Source organism: Streptomyces sp. NPDC023527 (assembly GCF_055560115.1).
On the sequence record NZ_JBVHJJ010000003.1, the window covers coordinates 441177 to 463408 of the forward strand.

The 22232-nt window shown below is 73.9% G+C and carries 10 protein-coding genes; 5 read left to right on the forward strand and 5 right to left on the reverse strand.

The annotated features are described in order from the left end of the window. Positions 1-164: 164 nt before the first annotated feature. Positions 165-2873, reverse strand: a complete 2709-nt coding sequence (locus tag ACZ303_RS08990) for an FAD/NAD(P)-binding protein (protein ID WP_467336606.1) — start codon at positions 2871-2873, stop codon at positions 165-167. Between the two features lie 159 nt (positions 2874-3032). On the opposite strand from ACZ303_RS08990, the gene ACZ303_RS08995 reads away from it, so the two are divergent. From ACZ303_RS08995 to ACZ303_RS09005, 3 genes are all read left to right on the forward strand, one after another. Further along, positions 3033-3500 (forward strand): RrF2 family transcriptional regulator, encoded by a 468-nt coding sequence (locus tag ACZ303_RS08995; protein WP_467336608.1) that lies wholly within the window; start codon positions 3033-3035, stop codon positions 3498-3500. 116 nt (positions 3501-3616) lie between these two features. Then, positions 3617-4492, forward strand: coding sequence for a metallophosphoesterase family protein (locus ACZ303_RS09000; protein WP_467336610.1), 876 nt, complete (start codon positions 3617-3619; stop codon positions 4490-4492). Next, positions 4489-5148, forward strand: coding sequence for a 4'-phosphopantetheinyl transferase family protein (locus ACZ303_RS09005; RefSeq protein ID WP_467336612.1), 660 nt, complete (start codon positions 4489-4491; stop codon positions 5146-5148). Before ACZ303_RS09000 ends, ACZ303_RS09005 begins: the two co-directional genes overlap by 4 nt. A 142-nt stretch (positions 5149-5290) precedes the next feature. On the opposite strand, the gene cysN is transcribed toward ACZ303_RS09005, so the two are convergent. The 3 genes from cysN to ACZ303_RS09020 are packed head-to-tail and all read right to left on the reverse strand — an operon-like array spanning position 5291 to position 8927. Beyond that, positions 5291-7189 (reverse strand): sulfate adenylyltransferase subunit CysN, encoded by a 1899-nt coding sequence (gene cysN / locus ACZ303_RS09010; protein WP_467336614.1) that lies wholly within the window; start codon positions 7187-7189, stop codon positions 5291-5293. Further along, complete coding sequence (gene cysD / locus ACZ303_RS09015) at positions 7189-8133, reverse strand: sulfate adenylyltransferase subunit CysD (RefSeq protein WP_467336616.1); 945 nt, start codon at positions 8131-8133, stop codon at positions 7189-7191. The genes cysN and cysD overlap by 1 nt, the downstream gene beginning before the upstream one ends. Beyond that, a complete protein-coding gene (locus tag ACZ303_RS09020) occupies positions 8130-8927 on the reverse strand; it encodes a 3'(2'),5'-bisphosphate nucleotidase CysQ (protein WP_467336618.1) in 798 nt (265 codons plus the stop codon). Before ACZ303_RS09020 ends, cysD begins: the two co-directional genes overlap by 4 nt. Positions 8928-9276: 349 nt before the next feature. Here ACZ303_RS09020 and ACZ303_RS09025 point away from each other — a divergent pair, with 349 nt between their 5' ends. Together ACZ303_RS09025 and ACZ303_RS09030 are read left to right on the forward strand one after the other, a co-directional pair. Then, on the forward strand, positions 9277-10065 hold the full coding sequence (locus ACZ303_RS09025) for a thioesterase II family protein (RefSeq protein ID WP_467336620.1): 789 nt from the start codon (positions 9277-9279) through the stop codon (positions 10063-10065). 7 nt (positions 10066-10072) lie between these two features. Beyond that, the gene (locus tag ACZ303_RS09030; protein WP_467336622.1) at positions 10073-11119 is read left to right on the forward strand and encodes a sulfotransferase family protein; all 1047 of its coding nucleotides are present in this window, start codon (positions 10073-10075) and stop codon (positions 11117-11119) included. A gap of 66 nt (positions 11120-11185) precedes the next feature. Here ACZ303_RS09030 and ACZ303_RS09035 read toward each other — a convergent pair whose 3' ends face one another. Then, a complete protein-coding gene (locus ACZ303_RS09035; protein WP_467336713.1) occupies positions 11186-22003 on the reverse strand; it encodes an SDR family NAD(P)-dependent oxidoreductase in 10818 nt (3605 codons plus the stop codon). Positions 22004-22232 lie beyond the last annotated feature (229 nt).

Below are 22232 nucleotides of genomic sequence, written 5' to 3' on the forward strand. Positions count from 1 at the left end.
GTGCCGCCTTCGGCGGCGGGCGCCCTGCGGGCGCGCCCTCAAACGCCGGACGGGCTGGATTTGGCTGGGCTCAGCCGACTCCAGCCCGTTGGGGGCACCTCCCAGCTACCGCTGGGGAAGCTTGAGGACGCGGCCGCGCAGCGGTGGTGTGGAAGCGCCCGGCGTCACCGCGTCGGCGTCTCCAGCTCACCCCGTCGCACCCGGTCCAGCGGCGCGGGCCTGCGGTCCAGACGGGCGTCCAGGAGTGCGGCCGCCTCCTCATGGCGTCCCGCCGACACCAGCGTGAACAGCAGGGTCTCCTCCACTATTTCGCGCTGCGCCGCGCTGCCGCCGACCGCCGCGAGCCGGGGCATCAGCGCCCGCAGCGCCGCGAGGGCGGCCGCCCAGTCCTCCTCGACGACGGCCGCGAGCGCGGCGCACAGCGGGGCGACGACCTCCCGGAAGGCCGTGGCACCGTGCGAGCGGGCGTGGTCGCGCAGGCGCAGCAGGGCGGCGCCGTCGCCCGCCGCCGCCAGGGTCACGGCGGCGTGCAGGGCCACGAACGCGGTCGGTGGGGCGGACGTCCAGCCCGCCGGGGCCCCGGCGAGGACGTCCTCGACCGGCAGCGGGCCCTCCCAGGTGCCGGTCACGCGGCAGCGCCACAGCAGCGACCCCGAGTCGACGAGCGCGCGGGCCCCGGTGACGGCGGGCGGCGCGAGCTGGGTGAGGTAGCGGGTCCGTACGGCGTCGACGTCGCCCGTCATCAGCTCGTGCAGGGCGGCGTGCCAGCTGAAGTGGGCGCGGTTGTTGGCGCGCCGACCCTCCGCGTCGATCCAGCGGTCGAGCCAGGCCAGGCCCTCGGTGTGGCGGCCGGTCTCGTAGAAGATGTGGGTACGCGCGTGGACGGCGTGCCCCGAGCCGGGCTCGGCGGCCAGGGCGCGGGCGGTCAGCGCCTCGGCCTCGTCCCAGCGCTCCTGTTCCTGGCGTACGAAGGCGAGCTGGCCCTGGTACCACCAGTCGTCGCCGTACGCGGGCGCGAGCCGCTCCACCAGTTCCCAGGTCTGTTCGCCGCACGTCACCCCGCCGAAGGCGATGGTCGGCACGGCGAGACTGACCGCGAGGGCGTCGCGCGGGTGGTCCTCGATGTGCCGCAGCAGTGCGGACGACCGGCCCCCGGCGACGCTCACGGCCGCGGCGACGAAGCTGCGCTCGCGCGCGTCGCAGCCCCGCCGGGCCGCGCTCGCGGCCGCCGCCAGGGCGGCGGGCACGTCCACGTCGGCGCCCCACTCGTGGCCGAGGAGGGCGAGCGCGGCATGGCCGACGGCGAATCCCGGGTCGGCGGCGACGGCTTCCTTCAGGCTCTCCTCCGCCCCGCACTCCACGCGCAGGATGCCGTCCAGCGCCCGGTTGTAGGCGGCGGCCGCGTCCAGCGTCGTGGTGAGCCGCAGGCCGTACCGGTCGGTGGGCGAGCGGCGGCGGGCGGGCGGGGTCGCCGTGCCGAGGGTGTCGACGACGGCGTCGGCCACGGTGGCGGCCTGGGCGCGGATCTCGGGTACGGCGGTGGTCTCCCACAGGTCCCCGCGCCGGGGCGCGCCCAGCGTCCACAGCCGCGCCCGCGGGTGGTCGCCGAGCAGCCGTCCGTCGGGGCCGGTGCTCAAGCCCAGGTCCAGCGGGCCGGGGTGGGCGAGGCCGCCGTCGAGCAGGGAGTCCAGGAGGGGGTCGCCCGCGCGGCGTACGTCGCCGTGCGGGCCGGTGCAGTTGACGACCGCGCCGACCGTGACCGCCTCGCCGTCGGCGAACTCGACGCGCAGCAGGTCCCCGTCGGGTTTGGCGGCGGTCACCTCGGCGGCCCGTACGGTCAGCCGGCCGCCCTGCCGCGCCTCGGCGATCCGCGCGGCGGTGGCGGCGGGCATGCGGTGCCGGTGCACCTCCCACAGCCGCAGGTCCTCGCTCAGGAAACGGGCGCGGTCGGGTTCCGGGAGCCGCTGCCACAACCCGCTGGTGAGCGGGCGGAGGCTGTCGAGCGCGGGGCGCCAGTCGCCGTGGGCGCGGCGCGTACGGGCCACGTGGCGCAGGACGGCGGCCCGGAGGGCGGGGAGGTCCTCGGCGCCGGTGAGGGGCGGGGCGGTGACGGGGGCGGCAGTGGAGGCGGACGGGGCCGGATGGGGCTCCTGTGTCGCGGGCGGTGTGGCGTGCGTCTGCGGGAGCAGCCCGTGGCGGGAGACCGCGTGGACCGTGCGGCCCGGGCGCTCCAGCGTCACGGCGGCGTCGGCCATCGTCAGGCCCGTGCCGACGAGCAGGACGTCCTCGTCCTCCGGCACGCGCGCGAGCGCGCCCCGCTCCCAGGGGTCGGCGATGAACGCCGCCGAGTCGCGCAGGCCTTCCGGGGCCCAGTCCGTGCGGGGCGCGTGGTTGCCCGTGGCGAGCACGGCCGCCTCCGCCACCAGCTCCCCGCCGGAGGCGAGGCGCAGCGTCACCCCGCCGTCCGCGCGCGCAGCGGCGTGGACGACGCGGTCGCGCAGCCGCCGCAGGCGGGTGTCGCCGGCTCGGGCCGCGCTCCGCGCCAAGTGGTCGGCGAGATAGGTGCCGTAGAGGGCGCGGGGCGCGAAATCGCCCTTCGTGCGGGAGGGTTCGCGGTCGCGGAGCCAGCTCAGGAAGTCCTCCGGCCGGGCGGGGTCCGCGCTCATGCGCTCCGCGGGGACGTTCAGCAGGTGCCGGGCGTCGGTGGTGGAGTACGCGGCGCCTCTTCCGTTCTCGGGGGCCGGGTCGATCAGCACCACCTCCAGGGGGAGGCGGGCGGCCCCGGCCGCGTCGAGCAGTCGGGCGACGGTCATCGTGCCGGCGGCACCGGCTCCGACGACCGCGACGGTGCAGAATGGATGTACCCCAGCCATAGAGCGAGAACCCCCAGCGCAGCGCGAATGTCTAGTTTTTCGATGGACATAGTTGTCTCGAACCATCAAAGACTGTCGCGCCGCCGCGCGCCAGGGATCCCCGGCTATACCCTTAGCCGCCCCCTAGTTCGGGCCGTAGCAGGCCGGAAAGGACCCCGCGTGAGGATTTCGGCCAAGTCCGACTACGCACTTCGCGCCATGGCGCAGCTCGCCCGCGACGGCGCGGACGGCACTCCGGTCAAGGCCGTCCGCCTGGCGTCCGAGCAGGACATCCCGCTGAAGTTCCTTCAGGGCGTGCTCTCCGAGCTCAAGCGCGCCCGGCTGCTGCACAGCACCCGCGGCCCCGAGGGCGGCTTCGTCCTGGCCCGCCCGGCGGCGGAGATCACCCTCGCCGACGTCTACCGCGCCATCGACGGCCCGCTGATCAACGTGCGGGACACCCGGCTGTCCGACATCGAGTACGCGGGCCCCGCCGAGCCGTTGCGCGAGCTGTGGATGGCGGCCCGCAGCAGCCTCCGCAACGTCCTGGAGCAGGTCACCCTCGCCGACCTCGCCGCCGGTGCGCTGCCGGGCGCGATCACCGAGCTGGCCGACCAGTACCGGCGGGACGTCCGTACGTACTCCTGACACCTCCACACGCGCCCCTGCGCGAACTCCTGAAATGCCGGGAATACTCCTGGGGTTGTCAGGGGTTTCTCCGCACCTGTGATCGTATGTAGGTTCGGAACTGGGGAGGGCGTCACGTGTCCAAGGGGAACCACGGGGACCGCGGGAAACTGCTCGCGGTCAGCGATCTGCATGTCGTCTACGACGACAACCGCGCCATTGTCGAGACACTGCGGCCGGAATCCGACGACGACTGGCTGATCGTCGCCGGTGACGTCGCCGAGCAGTACGCCGACATCGAATGGGCCCTGCGCCTGCTGAGCGAACGCTTCCGCAAGGTGATCTGGGCGCCGGGCAACCACGAGCTGTGGACCCACCCGCAGGACCCGGTCGACCTGCGCGGCGAGAAGCGCTACCTGCACCTGGTCGAGCTGTGCCGAAGCCTGGGCATCGACACCCCCGAGGACCCGTACCCCATCTGGCACGGCGACGGCGGACCGGTCGCCGTGGCACCGCTGTTCGTGCTCTACGACTACTCCTTCCGCGTCCCCGGCGCCGACACCAAGGAGGAGTCGCTGCGCCGCGCCTACGAGGCGGGCATCGTCTGCACGGACGAGCACTTCCTGCACCCCGACCCCTACCCCTCGCGCGACGCGTGGTGCCGCGCCCGGGTCGAGCTCACCGAACGCCGCCTGGCCGCCGTCGACCCGGCCCACCGGACGGTCCTGGTCAACCACTTCCCGCTGGTCCGCGAACCCACCCGGATCCTGCGCTACCCCGACTTCGCCCAGTGGTGCGGCACCGAGCTGACCGCCGACTGGCACGTGCGCTTCCGGGCCGCCGCAGCGGTCTACGGACACCTGCACATCCCGCGCGTCACCTGGCACGACGGGGTGCGGTTCGAGGAGGTGTCGGTCGGCTATCCGCGCGAGTGGCGACCCCGGCCGCCGCGTCGCCACCTGCGCCAGATCCTGCCCCAGCCCGTCGGCGAGACGCCCGGGGCGGCGCGGTGATCGAGCGCATACTGCCCGCCGGGACCGTCGCGGAGGAGACCTTCACCGACCCGCCGCGGTCCGCCGTGTCCCTCTTCCCCGAGGAGGCGGCGGTCGTGGCCCGGGCCGTGCCGAAGCGGCAGAACGAGTTCGCGACCGTACGGATGTGTGCGCGCAAGGCGCTGGGCCGGCTGGGCCTGCCGCCCGCGCCGCTGCTCCCGAACCGGCGCGGCGCGCCGCAGTGGCCCGCGGGTGTCGTGGGCAGCATGACGCACTGCGACGGCTATCGGGCGGCGGTGGTGGCGCGCTCCGCGGACGCGGTCTCCCTCGGGATAGACGCCGAGCCGAACGGGCCGTTGCCGGAGGGGGTGCTGGAGGCGGTCTCCCTGCCGGGGGAGCGGGTGTGGGTGCGGGCGCTGTCGGCTCGACGGCCGGATGTGCATTGGGATCGGCTGTTGTTCAGTGCGAAGGAGAGTGTGTTCAAGGTCTGGTATCCGCTGACGGCTTCCGAGCTGGATTTCTCCGAGGCGGAGCTTTCGGTCGAGCCGGATTCTGGGGTGTTCTCGGCTCGGTTGCTCGTTCCTGGGCCGGTCGTCGGCGGTCGGCGGGTCGGGGAGTTTTCCGGGCGGTGGGTTGTGGGGTCGGGGTTGGTGGTCACGGCTATCGCGCTGAGCTAGGTAGGGCTGGGGGCTTTTCTTTCCCCTACCCGCCCCTTCCCGAACCGGGGCTCCGCCCCGGACCCCGGTCCTCAAACGCCGGACAGGCTGGATTTTCCAGCCCGTCCGGCGATTGAGGACACCGCGCGTAGCGCGGTCAGGGCTACAGCAACCCCAGCCGCTCCACCAGCATCTCCACCGCCTCCTCCGCCGTGCACGCCGTCGTATCGATCCGGACGTCCGGCCGGGACGGCACCTCGTACGGGGAGTCGATGCCCGTGAAGTCGCGGATCTCGCCTGCCCGCGCGCGGCGGTAGAGGCCCTTCGGGTCACGCTTCTCCGCGACCTCCAGCGGGGTGTCGACGTACACCTCGCGGAACTCGCCGTCGGCGACCAGGCCGCGGGCGAATTCGCGTTCCGCGCGGAAGGGGGAGATGAAGGAGACGATCGTGATCAGGCCGGCGTCGACCATGAGGGCGGCGACCTCGGCGACCCGCCGGATGTTCTCGGCGCGGTCGGCCGCGCTGAAGCCCAGGTCGCCGCAGAGGCCGTGGCGGACGTTGTCGCCGTCCAGGAGGTAGGTGTGCTTGCCCAGGGCGTGGAGGCGCTTCTCCAGGAGGTTGGCGATGGTGGACTTTCCGGAGCCGGAGAGGCCGGTCAGCCAGACCACGCACGGCCGGTGGCCGTTGCGGGCGGCGCGTTCGGGCTTGCCGATGTCGACCGCCTGCCAGTGCAGGTCGTCCGCGGGGCGCAGGGGCGCGCGGAGCATGCCGGCGCCGACGGTCGTACGGGTGAGGCGGTCGATGACGATGAAGCCGCCGGTGTGGCGGTTGCCGTCGTAGGGGTCGTGGGCGATCGGCTGGTCGAGGACGAGGTCGCAGTGGCCGATGGCGTTGAGGCCCAGCTCGGTGCCCTGGCGGCGCTCCAGGGTGTTGACGTCGACCAGGTGGTCGATGCGTTCGACGGTCGCACCGACCGTCCGCGTACCGCTCTTGACGAGGTACGGGCGGCCGGGCACCAGCGGGGTCTCCGCCATCCACACCAGGTGGGCGGCGAACCGGTCGGCGACGGCGGCGGGCTCGGTCGCGGCGCACAGCAGGTCGCCGCGGCTGGCGTCGATCTCGTCGGTGAGGGTGAGGGTGACGGCCTGGCCGGTGACCGCCTCGTCGAGGTCGCGGTCCCAGCCGACGATGCGGTCGACGGTGCTGGTGGTGCCGGCGGGCAGGACGCGTACGGGGTCGCCGGGCCGGACCGTGCCGCCGACGACCGTGCCGGAGAAGCCCCGGAAGTCGGAGTCGGGGCGGTTGACGTACTGCACGGGCATCCGGAAAGGGCCCTCGGCGGCGGCCGTCTCGCCGCCGGCGGGGACGACCGTCTCCAGGTGGCCCATGAGGGTGGGGCCGGTGTACCAGGGGGTGTGGGGGCTGCGGACGAGGATGTTGTCGCCGTTGAGGGCGGAGGTCGGCACGCAGGTGACGTCGGTCAGCCCGAGCTCTTCGGCGAACCGCCGGTAGTCGCGGCAGATGTCGTCGAAGACGCCCTGGTCGTAGTCGACGAGGTCCAGCTTGTTCACCGCCAGGACGACGGTGCGGATGCCGAGCAGCGACACCAGGTAGCTGTGGCGCCGGGTCTGGGTGAGGACGCCCTTGCGCGCGTCGACGAGGATCACGGCGAGGTCGGCGGTGGACGCGCCGGTGACCATGTTGCGGGTGTACTGCTCGTGGCCCGGGGTGTCGGCGACGATGAACTTCCGCTTGTCGGTGGTGAAGAAGCGGTACGCGACGTCGATGGTGATGCCCTGCTCGCGCTCGGCGGCCAGGCCGTCCACCAGCAGCGCCAGGTCCAGGTCGCCGCCCCGGGTGCCGGACCGCGCGGAGTCGGCCTCCAGCGCGGCGAGCTGGTCCTCGAAGACGAGGTGCGACTCGTAGAGGAGCCTGCCGATCAGGGTGCTCTTGCCGTCGTCGACGCTGCCGCAGGTGATCAGGCGCAGCAGGTCCTTGCGCTCGTGGCCGCGCAGGTACTCCTCGATGTCGCCGATCGCGGCGCTCGTGGGGGTGGCCATCAGAAGTAGCCCTCCTGCTTCTTGCGTTCCATGGAGGCCGAGGAGTCGTGGTCGATCATGCGGCCCTGTCGCTCGGACGTCGTCGCCAGCAGCATCTCCCGGATGACGGCCGGGAGGGTGTCGGCGGTGCTCTCCACGGCGCCCGTGAGGGGGTAGCAGCCGAGAGTGCGGAAGCGGACGTCGCGCAGCTCGGGCTCCTCCCCCGGGCGCAGCGGGAACCGCTCGTCGTCGACCATGATCAGGGTGCCGTCGCGCTCGACGACCGGGCGGGGCGCCGCCAGGTAGAGCGGCACGATGGGCAGCTCCTCCCGGTGGATGTAGAGCCAGATGTCCAGCTCGGTCCAGTTGGAGAGCGGGAAGACGCGGACGCTCTCGCCGGGCGCGGTACGGGCGTTGTAGAGCTGCCACAGCTCGGGGCGCTGCCGCTTGGGGTCCCAGCGGTGCTGGGCGGAGCGGATGGAGAACACCCGCTCCTTGGCCCGGGACTTCTCCTCGTCGCGGCGGGCCCCGCCGAAGGCGAGGTCGAAGCCGTGGGCGTCGAGGGCCTGCTTGAGGCCCGCGGTCTTCCACATGTCGGTGTGCACCGACGAGCCGTGCGTGAACGGGTCGATGCCCAGCTCGACGCACTCGGGGTTCTGGTGGATCAGCAGTTCCAGGTCCAGCTCGCGGGCGGTGCGGTCGCGGAACTCGATCATCTCGCGGAACTTCCACGTGGTGTCCACGTGCAGCAGCGGGAACGGCAGCCGGCCCGGGTGGAACGCCTTGCGGGCGAGGTGCAGCATCACGGTGCTGTCCTTGCCCATCGAGTACAGCATCACCGGGCGGTCGCTCTCGGCCACGGCCTCGCGCAGGATGTGGATGCTCTCGGCTTCCAGGCGTTCGAGGTGGCTGAGGACGGGCCTGGGGAGGAGCGTGCCCGTGCCCGTTGTCAGATCAGTCGTCACCGTATGTCCTGTCCCCGCGTGCCGGGTTCGCCGGCGGTCGCCTTCAGTGCGTCGAGCAGTTGCCCGGCCAGCTCCCGCCGGCAGACCAGCAGGTCCGGCAGGTACGGGTCGGGCCGGTTGTAGCGCAGCGGCGAGCCGTCGATGCGGGACACGTGCAGCCCTGCCGCGGCCGCCACCCCGACCGGGGCCGCGGAATCCCACTCGTACTGCCCGCCCGCGTGGATGTAGGCGTGGGCCTCGCCGGTCAGGACGGCCATGGCCTTGGCGCCCGCCGACCCCATCGGCACCAGCTCGGCGCCGAGCCGCTCGGCGACCGCGGTCGCGGCGGCGGGCGGGCGGCTGCGGCTCACCAGGATGCGCAGCGGGCCCTCGGGCGCCGGGGCGGGCGCGTGGGGGCGTTCGGTCGAGTGCAGGGCCTCCCGGTCGGGCAGGGCCACCGCCGCCGCGCCGGCCTCGCCGTCCACGGTCAGGCATACGTGCACGGCCCAGTCGGCGCGCCCCTCGGCGTACTCGCGGGTGCCGTCCAGCGGATCGACCACCCACACCCTGCTCGCCGCGAGGCGGGCGGCATCGGCCGCGCCCTCCTCCGACAGCAGCGCGTCGCCGGGCCGGTGGGCGGCCAGCGCGCGGGAGATCCACTGGTGCGCGACGGCGTCCCCGGCCGCGCCCAGCGCGGCGCCGGTCAGCATCCGTTCCGCGCGCACCGCCAGCAGCAGCCGGCCGGCACCGGCGGCCAGCTCCGCCGCCAGCCGGTGATCGTCCGCCGGTGTTCCGAACTCCTCGGGCACGTCCACTCGGGATCCCAAACTGTCGATGTCCGCAGAAAACGCGGCGCGGCAATTCGAAATCACCGGACCCGCCGCGCACTTATCGAAAGGGCAGGACCAATGGTATGCGCTGGGGGCCCGCCGGGTCGAGCGGCGCCATTGCCCGGCGCACATTGCCGGGCACGGTTAGGGGGACCTTAGGGGCAGCCTAGGGGTTGGTGACCGGCGATACATCTGACACCGTCAATACCGGAAATATAGGCTTCACTTGGACAACGGCCGGGCCGATCAGTGTTCACAGGGGATGGTAACCCGGTATCCGGCCGCCGACCCGGATATGGCGCTGGTTCCCGTCTCGGAAGGACAGCAGCCAACAATGTCAGCAACACCTGTGGACAGCGGCACCTGGGTACGCCGGTTCCATCCCTCGCCGGATGCCGGGGCGCGTCTGGTCTGCTTCCCGCACGCCGGCGGATCCGCGAGCTACTACTTCCCGATCTCGGCCGCCATGTCGCCCTCGATCGAGGTGCTGGCCCTGCAGTACCCCGGGCGGCAGGACCGGCGCACCGATCCGCTGATCGAGAGCCTCCCCGAGCTCGCCGACCAGATCTTCACCGCCCTGCGGCCCTTCGCCGACCGGCCGCTGACGTTCTTCGGCCACAGCATGGGCGCCACCCTCGCCTTCGAGGTCGCCACCCGCTTCGAGCTGGTCGGCGCCCCCGTCTCCGGGCTGTTCGTCTCCGGCCGCCGCGCCCCGTCCACGCACCGCACCGAGACCGTGCACCTGCGCACCGACGACGGCATCGTCAATGAGCTCCACCAGCTCAACGGCACCGACAGCGGCGTCCTCGGCGACGAGGAACTGCTGCGCATGGTCCTGCCCGCGATCCGCGGCGACTACAAGGCCATCGAGACCTACCGCTACGAGCCCGGCCCCCAGCTCACCTGCCCGGTGCACGCCATGGTCGGCGACAACGACCCGAAGGCCACCCTCGACGAGGTCCGCGCCTGGCGCGACCACACCAGCGGCCCCTTCGAATTCGAGGCGCTGCCCGGCGGGCATTTCTACCTCAACGAATACCAGAAGGAGATCGTCAACCGGATCTCCGACCACATTGCCTGCGCGGCACAGCCCGAGAGTTTTCCGACCCGGACCGGAAGGTAATGCAGCGATGTCCGACCAGCGGAGCGAATCCGCCCCCGGCACTTTCGTCATCTGCAGTGGGCGGTGCGGTTCCACCCTGATCGCCGATCTGCTCGCGGAACACACCGATATGGCGCCTTTGCTGGAGTTCTTCGGATCCCAGTACCAGGCGGGCATGGTGCAGAAGCCCATGACCGGGCAGGAATTCTGGGAACTGGTCACCGCGCCGTGGATCTCCATGAACACCGCGCTGCGCATCGGCCGGGTACCGAAGGAGGTCCGGTACGACGTCAGCGGCCTGGACCCGACGACGGAGCTGAGCGGGCTCCTCGGCTTCACCCTCCCGGCCCTCTCCGAGGACCCCGACCGGCTGCTGGAGGAGCTGTCCCAGGTCGTGCCCGGGTACCCCACCCAGTCCCTCGGCGCGCACTACCGGCAGTTCTTCACGCTGCTCACGCGGTACACCGGCAGGCCGCGCTGGGTGGAGAAGTCGGCCACGTCCGGCGTGTTCGTCCACGACCTGCTGGACATGTTCCCCGACGCCCGGATCGTCTATCTGACGCGTGACGTGGTGGACGTGGCCGTCTCCATGACCGGCCACCCCATGTTCCTGATGGCCGACCTCAGCATCGCCTTCCAGCAGCGCTGCGGCGTCGACCCGTACCAGGCGGGCGGTGTCCCCGAGGGCTTCGAGGCCCCGGCCGACATGGATCACCTGATGCCCGGGAACCTCTCCCCGTTCGTCCTCGACTACCGCTCCGGCAGCGTGGAGTCCCTGATGAACCTCACCGGGCTCCAGGCCATGATGGCCAAGTACACGGACGACGCCCTCAGCGGCCTCCCGGCCGACCGGGTGCACCGCATGGCGTACGAGGACCTGCTCACCGACCCCCAGGGCGAACTCGGCCGACTCGCCGAGTTCCTGGAGCTCGACGGCGCCGAGGAGTGGGCCGCGCGCTCCGCGACCCGCGTCGCCCGGCCCCGGGCGAAGGACCTCCAGGTCGACGCGGACGCCCGCGCCCAGCTGAAGGCGCTGTACGACGAGGTGTACGCGACGACCGAGGTCACGCGCTGACGTCCCCGGGACGCGTATGAGGAGCCGGCCCGGTGCCCACCGGGCCGGCTCCTTTCGTTTCCGGGCCTAGTCGTCCAGGCCCAGCGACTCAAGCTCGCCGTCGAGGATGTCGAACAGCTCGTCCGCCGTCGCCGACTCCAGCGAGCGCTCCTCGGCCGGCGGCGCGCCCAGCGCCTGCCAGGCCGAGGTCAGCGCGCGCAGCCGCGCCGCGATCCGCGCGTGCTCCTCCTCGTCCGGCCGCTCACCGGCGACCGCCACCTCCAGGCGCAGCAGCTCGTCCTCCAGCGACAGCTTCCGCGCCTCCTCCGCCGGCGCCAGCAGGGAGTCGAGGAACTCCGCCAGCGCGTACGACGTCGGGTAGTCGAAGATCAGCGTCGCCGGGAGCCGCAGCCCCGCCGCCGACTGGAGCCGGTTGCGCAGCTCGACGGCCGCCAGCGAGTCGAAGCCCAGCTGCCCGAACCCACGGCCCGGCTCGACGGCCTCCGGCCCCTGGTGCCCCAGCACCACGGCGACCTCGGTACGTACGAACTCCAGTAGCGCCCGCTCCCGTTCGGCCCGGGGCAGCGCCGCCATCCGCTCCGCGAAGGGCCGCTCCGTACCGGGCGCCGTCGCGGCGGCGGCCCGCCTGGCGGGGGCCCGTACGAGCCCGCGCAGCAGGTGCGGCACCGGCTCGGTGCCGGCGTGGGCCCGTACGGCGGACACGTCCAGCCGCATAGGCACCAGCACCGGGCGGCCGGGCAGGCCCAGGGCGGCGTCGAGCCGCGCCAGGCCGTCCTCCTCGGACAGCGGCAGCAGCCCCGAACGCGACATCCGGCGCAGGTCGGCGGCGTCGAGGTCCGCGCCCATGCCGCTCGTACCGCCCCACAGGCCCCAGGCGAGGGAGACGGCGGGCAGGCCCTGGGCGTGGCGGTGCACGGCGAGGGCGTCGAGGAAGGCGTTCGCGGCCGCGTAGTTGCCCTGCCCGGACGCGTCGAACACCCCCGCCACGGAGGAGAAGAGGACGAACGCCGACAGGTCCATTCCGCGCGTCAGCTCGTGCAGGTGCCAGGCGGCGTCCACCTTGGGCCGGAAGACGGTGTCGAGGCGCTCGGGGGTGAGCGAGCCGACGACACCGTCGTCGAGGACACCGGCGGTGTGGACGACGGCCGTCAGGTCCACCCCGTCGAGGAGGCCGGCGAGCGCGTCGCGGTCCGACACGTCGCAGGCGGCGACGGTGACGTGCGCGCCGAGCGCCGTGAGCTCGTCGCGGAGACCGGCCGCGCCGGGGGCGGCGGAACCGCGCCGGCTGGTGAGGAGGAGGCGCCGCACCCCGTGCTCGGCCACCAGGTGGCGCGCGACCAGGGCGCCGAGCCCGCCGGTGCCACCGCTGACCAGGACCGTGCCGTCGGGGTCGGGGGCCCAGGCGGGAGCGTCGGTGGCGTCGTCGGCGCGGGCGAGGCGGGGTACGAGCAGCGAGCCGCCGCGCAGGGCGAGTTCGGGCTCGTCGGAGGCGAGGGCGGTGGTGAGGGCGGAGGTGGGGTCCGCTGCCTCGTCCACGTCGACCAGGACGATCCTGCCCGGCTGTTCGGCCTGGGCCGCGCGCACCAGACCCCGGACTGCCGCCCCGGCCGGATCGATGTCCGAACCAGGGGTGGACGCGCCGGTGGAGACGGCTCCCCGGGTGACCACCACGAGCCGGGCAGCGGCCCAGCGGTCGTCCGTCAACCACGCCTGGAGGGCGGTGAGGACGGGCGTGGTGGCGGCACGGACGGCGGCGGGCAGGTCGCCGGCCCGGTCGGTGTCGACGTCGAGGACGACGACATCCGGGAGGGGGCGGTCGTCCGTGCCGGGTGCCGAGAGGTCGGCGAGGGCCTCCGCCCGCAGGCCGGCGGCGCGCAGAGCGGGCACGAGAGCCGGCTCGCCGCCGCCCAGGACCGCCCAGACACCATCGGTGGAGGTGGTGGTCGTCGCGGGCGCGGGCACCCAGTCGATGTGGAACAGGCTGTCCCGGCCCGCCGACGCCGTCCCGACCTCGGCCGGGCGCAGGGACAGGGACGCGACCGACGCCACCGGCGCGCCCGAGACGTCCGCGACCTCCAGCGACACCCCGCCCGGCGCGGGGGCGACCCGCACCCGCAGCGCGGCGGCCCCGGTCGCGTGCAGAGTGACCCCCGCCCAGGCGAAGGGCAGTTCCGCGCGCCCCTCGCCCGTACCGCCGTCCAGCCCGATGGCGTGGAGGGCGGCGTCGAGGAGCGCCGGGTGGAGCCCGTACGCTGCGGCGTCCGCGCCGTCGGGGAGCGCGACCTCGGCGTAGATCTCCGCGCCGCCGCCGGTGGTCCAGGCGGCGGTGAGGCCCTGGAAGACGGGCCCGTAGTCCAGGCCGAGCGCCGCGAACCGGTCGTAGAGGTCGTCCACGGCCACGGGCTCGCACCCGGCGGGCGGCCACTCCGCGAACGCGAAGGCCGGCTGCGCGCCCTCGGGAGCCAGTACGCCCGAGGCGTGCCGCACCCACGCGTCCTCGCCCTCGCGCCGGGAGTGCACGGCCAGCGACCGGCGGCCGTCGGCGTCCGCCGCGTCCACCGCGACGCGCAGCTGAACGCCGTCGCGCTCGGAGAGGACGAGGGGCGCTTCGAGGGTCAGCTCCTCGACAGTGGCGCACGCACAGTCGTCGGCGGCCCTGACAGCCAGCTCGACGAAGGCCGTGCCGGGAAGGACGACCACCCCGCCGACGGCGTGATCGGCCAGCCACGGGTGCGTACGGAGCGACAGCCTGCCCGTGAACAGGTGTCCCTCCGGCAGCTCGACCGCCGCACCGAGCAGCGGATGCCCGGCCGCGCCCAGCCCGGCGGCGGTGACATCACCGGGCTCGGTCTCCGAGGCGCTGAGCCAGAAGTGCTGGTGCTGGAAGGGGTAGGTGGGGAGGTCGGCGAGGCGGGCGCCGGTACCGGAGAAGAACGCCTGCCAGTCGACTCGGGCGCCGGTGATGTGGAGCCGGCCGAGGGCGGTGACCAGGGCGTTCGCTTCGGGGCGGTCCTTGCGGAGGGCCGGGATGAAGGCGATGTCGTCCGTGTCCGGGAGACACTCCTGGGCCATGGCGGACAGGACGCCGTCGGGGCCCAGCTCCAGGAACGTACGTACACCCTGGTCGTGGAGGGTCCGGATGCCGTCGGCGAAGCGGACGGCCTCGCGGACGTGGCGGACCCAGTACTCGGGAGAAGTGAGGTCCTCGGCCACGGAGCCCGTGACGTTGGAGACGACCGGGACGGTCGGGGCGCTGTAGGTCAGCGACTCGGCTACGGTCCGGAAGTCGGCCAGCATCCCGTCCATGCGGTGCGAGTGGAAAGCGTGCGAGACGTTCAGGCGCCGGGACTTCTCGAAGTGGGCCGCTACCCGCTCGACGGCCTCCTCATCACCCGAAATCACGACGGATGACGGGCCGTTGATGGCCGCGATGTCGACACCGTCGACGAGAACGGCCCGCACCTCGGCCTCGGTGGCTCGCAGCGACACCATCGCGCCACCGGCGGGCAGCGCCTGCATCAGCGCGGCACGAGCCGACACGAGCTTCGCGGCGTCCTCCAGCGAGAACACCCCGGCGACGTGCGCTGCGGCGATCTCGCCGATGGAGTGACCGGCGACGAAGTCGGGCCGTATCCCCCACGACTCGGCGAGGCGGAACAGCGCCACTTCAACCGCGAACAAGGCAGGCTGCGTGTTCTCCGTACGGGCCAGCAGCTCGGCATCGTCGAGAACGGCCTGGTCCAGGCCCAACGCCGCGCACGCCGCGTCGAAAGCCTCCGCGAAGACCGGGTACGCGGCATGCAACTCACGCCCCATGCCGGTCCGCTGAGCTCCCTGCCCCGTGAACAGAGCGGCGACCTTCCCGCCCAGCACCCGGCCCGAGACGACCTGGTCGTCCACCACGACGGCCCGGTGGTCGAACTGGGCACGCGTCGTCGCCAGGGAGAAGCCGACGTCCACCGGGTTGAGGTCGGCGGCAGCGTCCTGGACGCGGGTGAGCTGGTCGGCGAGGGCCTCCGGCGTCCTGCCGGACACCACCCACGGCACGACCGGCAGAAGGGCGGTTCCTTCGACAGCGGCCTCGGCCGGTGCCTGCTCGATGATCACGTGCGCGTTCGTGCCGCTGATGCCGAACGACGAGACGCCCGCACGCCGGGGGCGCTCGCCCTCCGGCCACTCGCGCGCTTCCGTCAGCAGCTCGACCGCGCCCGCCGCCCAGTCGACCTGGTGCGAGGGCGCGTCGACGTGCAGGGTCTTGGGCATCACGCCGTTGCGCATCGCCATGACCATCTTGATCACACCACCGACACCGGCGGCGGCCTGGGCGTGCCCGATGTTCGACTTCAACGAACCGAGCCACAGCGGCTCGTCGCCGGTCCGCTCCTGCCCGTACGTGGCCAGCAATGCCTGCGCCTCGATCGGATCTCCCAACGTCGTGCCCGTGCCGTGCGCCTCGACGGCGTCCACATCCGCAGCCGACAGACCGGCCGTGGCCAGGGCCTGTCGGATCACTCGTTGCTGCGAGGGGCCGTTGGGGGCGGTGAGGCCGTTGCTCGCGCCGTCCTGGTTGATGGCGGAGCCGCGCACCACCGCGAGCACGGGGTGGCCATTGCGGCGGGCGTCGGAGAGGCGCTCGACGAGCAGCATGCCGACGCCCTCGCTCCAGCCCGTACCGTCCGCACCCGCCGCGAACGCCTTGCACCGCCCATCCGCCGCGAGCCCACGCTGACGGGAGAAGTCGATGAAGGTGTCAGGGGTCGTCATCACCGTCACACCACCGGCCAGAGCCAGCGTGCACTCACCCGAGCGCAGCGCCTGGATCGCCCAGTGCAGGGCCACCAGCGACGACGAACACGCCGTGTCCACCGTCACCGCCGGGCCCTCAAGACCAAAGGTGTAGGACACCCGGCCCGACGCCACACTCCCCAGACCACCATTACCGAGGAAGCCTTCCAGGCCCTCGGGCACCACCCGCAGCCGGGACGCGAAGTCGTGGTACATCACACCGGCGAACACACCCGTGCGGCTGCCCCGCAGCGAACCCGGCTCGATACCCGCCCGCTCGAACGCCTCCCACGACGCCTCCAACAGCAACCGCTGCTGCGGATCCATCGCCAGCGCCTCACGCGGACTGATCCCGAAGAACTCCGGATCGAAGTCACCGGCCTCGTGCAGGAAGCCGCCCTCGACCGTGTACGTACGACCCGCCGCATCCGGATCCGGGTCATACAGGCCCTCGACATCCCAGCCACGGTTCTCCGGGAAACGCGACACACCGTCCCGGCCACCCGCCACCAGATCCCACAGACCCTCCGGCGAGGACACCCCACCCGGATACCGGCAGCTCATCCCCACGATCGCGATCAGGTCGTCATCGCCTACGGCCGGGGTGGCGGGGAGCGCTTCGTCGGCGTCCGGCCCCGCGACGAGTCCCAGCGCCTCCAGCAGGTGCTCCGCGAGCGCCTCCGACGTCGGGTAGTCGAAGATCAGCGTGGCCGGCAGGCGGAGGCCGGTGACGGTGTTGAGGCGGTTGCGGAGTTCCACGGCGGCGAGGGAGTCGAAGCCGATGGCGCTGAACGCGCGGTCGGTGGCGACGGCCTCGGGGCCGGTGTGGCCGAGGACGAGCGCGACCTGGGTGCGGACCAGGTCCAGCACCGCCTCCGTCCGCTCCGGCCCGGCGAGGGCCGAGAGGCGGCGGCGCAGGGCGTCGTCCGCCGTGCCGGCGCCGGAGGACGCGGTCCGCGCCTGTCGGCGGTTCGGCTGGGGGGCGGGGCGTACGAGCCCGCGCAGGACCCACGGCACCCCGTCCGCCCTGGCGCGCAGGGCGGCGGGGTCGAGCCGCATGGGCAGCAGGGCGGGTTCGCCGGTGGCCAGGGCGGCGTCGAAGAGGGCCAGGCCCTCTTCCGTGGTGAGGGCGGGCAGGCCGGAGCGGGCGACGCGGCGCAGGTCCGCTTCGTCGAGGCGGCCCGCCATGCCGCCGCTCTCCGCCCAGAGGGTCCAGGCGAGGGCCGTGGCCGGGAGGCCCTCGGCGTGGCGCTGTGCGGCCAAGGCGTCGAGGTGGGCGTTGGCGGCGGCGTAGTTGCCCTGGCCCGCGCCGTCGAGGGTGGCGGCGGCCGAGGAGAACAGCACGAACGCCGTCAGGTCCGTCCCGCGCGTCAGCTCGTCCAGGTGTCGTGCGGCGTCCGCCTTGGGGGCGAAGACGCCTGCCAGGCGGTCGGCGGTGAGCGTGGTGACCGTGCCGTCGTCCAGGACGCCGGCGGCGTGGACGACGCCGGTGAGGGGGTGTTCGGCGGGTACGGAGGCGAGGAGGTCGGCCAGCGCGTCGCGGTCGGCGACGTCGCACGCGGCGACCGTCACCTCGGCGCCCAGGGCCGCCAGCTCCGCGCGGAGTTCGGCGGCGCCGGGGGCGGCTGCCCCGCGACGGCCGGCCAGCAGCAGGTGGCGGACGCCGTGCCGGGTGACCAGGTGGCGGGCCAGGACGGCGCCGAGGCCGCCCGTACCGCCGGTGATCAGGACGGTGCCGTCCGGGGACCAGGCCGGTCCGCTCGCGGACGGTACGGGCACGCGGGCCAGCCGGGGCACGGCGATGGCGCCGGCCCGTACGGCCAGCTCGGGTTCCCCGGTCGCGACGGCGTGGCCCAACGCGGCCGGCAGGGCGCGTTCGGACTCCTGCGTGCCGTCCAGTTCGACCAGGACGAAGCGGTCCGGGTGCTCGGCCTGTGCCGAGCGGACCAGTCCTCGTACGGCGGCGTGCGCGGGGCCGGCCTCGATGGCCAGGGCCAGGCGGGAGCCGGCGAGGCGGTCGTCGGCCAGCCACGCCTGGACGGCCGCCAGGGCCTCGGCCGCCGACGGCTGCCCGGCGGGGAGCCGGACGAGTGCGCACTCGGGGGCCGGGGAACCGTCCGCGAGGGGCTCGCCGAGGGGGATCCCGGTGACGGACACGGCTGTTCCGCCCGGTTCCTGGACGGGGGACCAGTCCAGGCGGAACAGCGACTCGTGGAGGGCGGCGGCGGCGAGCCGCTCGCCCGATACGGGGCGCAGGACGAGGGAGCCGACGGTGGCGACCGGGGCTCCCGTGCCGTCGGCGAGGGCCAGGGCGAAGCCCGAACCGTTCGGGCTGATCCGTACGCGCAGTTCGCCCGCGCCCACGGCGCTCACGGCGACGCCGGTCCAGGCGAAGGGCAGTTCGGCGGACTCGGAGGGGATGGCGTGCAGGGCGGCGTCCAGCAGCGCCGGGTGCAGGGCGAAGGACTCGGCGTCCGCGCCCTGTTCCAGGGCGACCTCCGCGAAGACCTCGTCGCCGCGCCGCCATACCGCGCGCAGACCCTGGAAGGCGGGCCCGTAGTCGTAGCCCTGTGCCGCCAGTTCCTCGTAGTAGCCGTCGATCCCGACCGCTTCGGCGCCCTCGGGTGGCCAAACGGTGAGGTCGGCGTCGGCCGGCGCGTCCGCTGTCGGCTCCAGGGCGCCGGTCGCGTGCCGGGTCCACGCCTCCTCGGCGTCGTCGGCCGTCTCGCGGCGCGAGTGGATCTCCAGGGTGCGGCGGCCGGTGCCGTCCGGGTCGGAGACGGCCAGCTGGAGGCGGACGGCGCCGCGCTCGGGGAGGAGCAGCGGTGCTTCGAGGGTGAGTTCGGCGAGCAGCTCGCATCCGGTGCGCCCGCCGGCCTGGAGGGCCAGTTCGACGAAGGCCGTGCCGGGCAGGAGGACCGTTCCCGCGACCGCGTGGTCGGCGAGCCAGGGGTGGGTGGGCAGGGCGATCCGCCCGGTCAGGACGAGGCCGCCCGCTTCGGCGAGGCCCAGTTCCGCCGCCAGCAGCGGGTGTTCGACCGGTACGAGGCCGAAGCCGGTGGCGTCGCCGTGCGCGGCCGGGACGTCCAGCCAGTAGCGGCGGCGCTGGAAGGGGTAGGTGGGCAGGTCGACGTGGGTGGGTACGTGGCCCGGGAGGCGGCCGGCGAAGAACGCCGCCCAGTCGACGTCGGTGCCGCGCACGTGCAGGGCGGCGAGGGCGCCGGTGACCTCCGTGGCCTCCGCGCGGTCGCGGCGCAGGGCGGCGACGAACGCGACGCCGCCGGCCTCGACACCGCATTCGGGGAGGCAGCCGCTCGCCATCGCGGTGAGGACGGCGTCCGGGCCGAGTTCGAGGTACGTCCGCACGCCCTGCTCGTCCAGCGTCCGGACGCCGTCGGCGAACCGGACGGCCTGCCGCACGTGGCTCACCCAGTAGTCCGGGGAGCGCAGTTCCGCCTCGGTGGCGAGCCGGCCGGTGACGTTGGAGACGACCGGGATGCGCGGCGGCGCGTAGTCGAGGATGCTCGCGAACTGGGCGAACTCCTCCAGCATCCCGTCCATGTGCGCGGAGTGGAAGGCGTGCGAGACGTTGAGCCGCTTGGCCGTCGCGAAGCGGGACGCGACGCGCTCGACCGCTTCCTCGTCGCCGGAGATCACCACGGCCGACGGGCCGTTGACGGCGGCGATGTCGACGCCGTCGACGAGCGCGGCCCGGACCTCGTCCTCGGTGGCCCGCAGCGACACCATCGCGCCGCCCGCCGGGGCCTCCTGCATCAGCCGGCCGCGGGCGGCCACCAGCAGGGCGGCGTCCTCCAAGGACAGGACGCCCGCCACGTGCGCGGCGACGAGCTCGCCGACGGAGTGCCCGGCGACGAAGTCCGGCACGACGCCCCAGGACTCGGTCAGGCGGAAGAGCGCGACCTCGACGGCGAAGAGCGCGGCCTGGGTGTACTGGGTGCGGTGCAGGAGCTCGGCCTCGGGCGTGCCGGGCTCCGCGAAGAGCACGTCGCGCAGCGGCAGGTCGAGCTGGAGGTCGAGGTAGCCGCACGCGGCGTCCAGGGCGGCGGCGAAGACGGGGAAGGCCGCGTACAGCTCGCGTCCCATGCCGGCGCGCTGCGCGCCCTGCCCGGTGAACAGCACCGCGAGCTTCCCGGGCCGGGCGACGCCGGTGACCAGGCCAGGAGCGTCTTCGCCTGCGGCGAGCGCGGCCAGGGCGGCGAGGGTTGCCTCGCGACCGGCACCCCCACCGGCCTCGGTGAGGAGCACGGCCCGCTGCTCGTGGGCGGTGCGGGTGGTGGCGAGGGCGTACGCGATGTCGGCGGCGGCGTACGGGGTGCCGGGCTCGCTGCCGCGCTCGCGCTCGCGCTCGGCGAGGTACGAGCGCAGGTGATCGGCCTGCGCGGCGAGTGCCTCGGGGGTACGGGCGGAGACGGGCCAGGGGAGGGTGACGGATTCCACGGCGGCGGCGCCCGGCGACACGACCGGGGCGCCCTCGGCGGACAGGCCCTCGATCGGCAGCGGCGGCCGGGGGGCCTCCTCGATGATCGTGTGGGCGTTCGTGCCGCTGATGCCGAACGACGAGACGCCGGCCCTGCGCGGCCTCTCCTCCGTCGCCGGCCAGTCCCGGGCCTCCGTCAGGAGTTCCACCGTGCCCGCCGACCAGTCCACGAAGGGCGTGGGCTCCTCGACGTGCAGCGTGCGGGGCAGCGTCCCGGCCCGTAGCGCCATGACCATCTTGATCACGCCGCCCACGCCCGCCGCGGCCTGCGCGTGCCCGATGTTGGACTTCAGGGAGCCCAGCCACAGGGGCCGGCCCTCCGGGCGCTCGCTCCCGTACGTGGCGAGGAGCGCCTGCGCCTCGATCGGGTCGCCGAGCCGGGTGCCGGTGCCGTGGGCCTCCACGGCGTCGACGTCCGCGGCGGACAGGCCGGCGTCGCCGAGGGCGTGGCGGATGACGCGCTGCTGGGCGAGGCCGTTGGGGGCGGTGAGGCCGTTGCTGGCGCCGTCCTGGTTGATGGCGCTGCCCCGGACGACGGCGAGCACGCGGTGACCGTTGCGGCGGGCGTCCGCGAGCCGTTCGACGACGAGTACGCCGACGCCCTCGGCCCACCCCGTGCCGTCCGCGTCCGACGAGAACGCCTTGCAGCGCCCGTCCTCCGCCAGCCCGCGCTGGCGGCTGAACGCCGTGAACGTCCCCGGGCCGGCCATCACCGCCACACCGCCCGTCAGCGCCAGGTCGCACTCGCCGCGCCGCAGCGACTGCACCGCCAGGTGCAGGGCGACCAGCGAGCCGGAACAGGCCGTGTCGACGGTGAGGGTGGGGCCTTCGAGGCCGAGGGCGTAGGCGACGCGGCCGGAGACGACGCTGGTGGCATTGCCGGTGAGGAGGTAGCCCTCCAGGCCGTCGGGGGCCTCGTGCAGGCGGGGCCCGTACTCCTGCGGCTCGGCGCCGATGAAGACGCCGGTCCCGGAGCCGCGTACGGAACCGGGGGCGATCCCCGCCCGCTCCAGGGCCTCCCAGGACGTCTCCAGCAGCAGCCGCTGCTGCGGGTCCATGGCGGTGGCCTCGCGCGGCGAGATGCCGAAGAAGTCCGCGTCGAAGTCGGCGGCGTCGTGCAGGAAGCCGCCCGAGCGGACGTAGCTGGTGCCCGGCCGGTCGGGGTCGGTGTCGAACAGCGCGTCCAGGTCCCAGCCGCGGTTCTCCGGCAGCCCGGAGATCGCGTCCCCCTCGCCCGCGACGAGCCGCCACAGGTCCTCGGGCGAGCGGATGTCACCGGGGTAGCGGCAGGCCATGCCGACGATCGCGACGGGCTCGTCGTCGGCGGGCCGCGCGGCGGGCCGGTCCGCCGCCGCGGGCTCGGTGCCGCCGGTGCCGCCGGTGAGCTGCTCGTGCAGGTGGCGGGCCAGGGCGGCGGGGGTGGGGTGGTCGAAGACGAGGGTGACGGGGAGGGGGAGGCCAGTCTCGGCGGTGAGACGGCGGTGCATGTCGACTGCTGCCAGCGAGTCGAAGCCGAGGTCTTGGAAGGGGTGGTGGGGGTTGAGGTCGGCGGGGGCGTCTCGGCCGGCTCGCCGTAGCACTGCCATGGCCGTCTCGGTCACGAGGTCGAGGACGCGTCCGCCAGTCATTTCTCTGCTTCGCCGTTCTGTTGCGGGATCCGGGGTGGGGTGGGTGCGGGCATGGCCGGGTGGGTTTTTTCCCCGGCCCCGCCCCTTCCCGTAACCGGGGGTCCGCCCCGGACCCCGGTCCTCAACCGCCGGACGGGCTGGATGTGGCCGGGCTGATCAAGCCCGGCCGGCGGTTGAGGCCAAAGGAGGTCCGGGGCTTGCC

Coding starts and splice junctions, on each gene's coding strand:
- ACZ303_RS08990 (WP_467336606.1), bottom strand. CDS start 2,873: ATGGCTGGGGTACATCCATTCTGCACCGTCGCGGTCGTCGGAGCCGGT.
- cysN (WP_467336614.1), bottom strand. CDS start 7,189: ATGGCCACCCCCACGAGCGCCGCGATCGGCGACATCGAGGAGTACCTG.
- ACZ303_RS09025 (WP_467336620.1), top strand. CDS start 9,277: ATGTCAGCAACACCTGTGGACAGCGGCACCTGGGTACGCCGGTTCCAT.
- ACZ303_RS09030 (WP_467336622.1), top strand. CDS start 10,073: ATGTCCGACCAGCGGAGCGAATCCGCCCCCGGCACTTTCGTCATCTGC.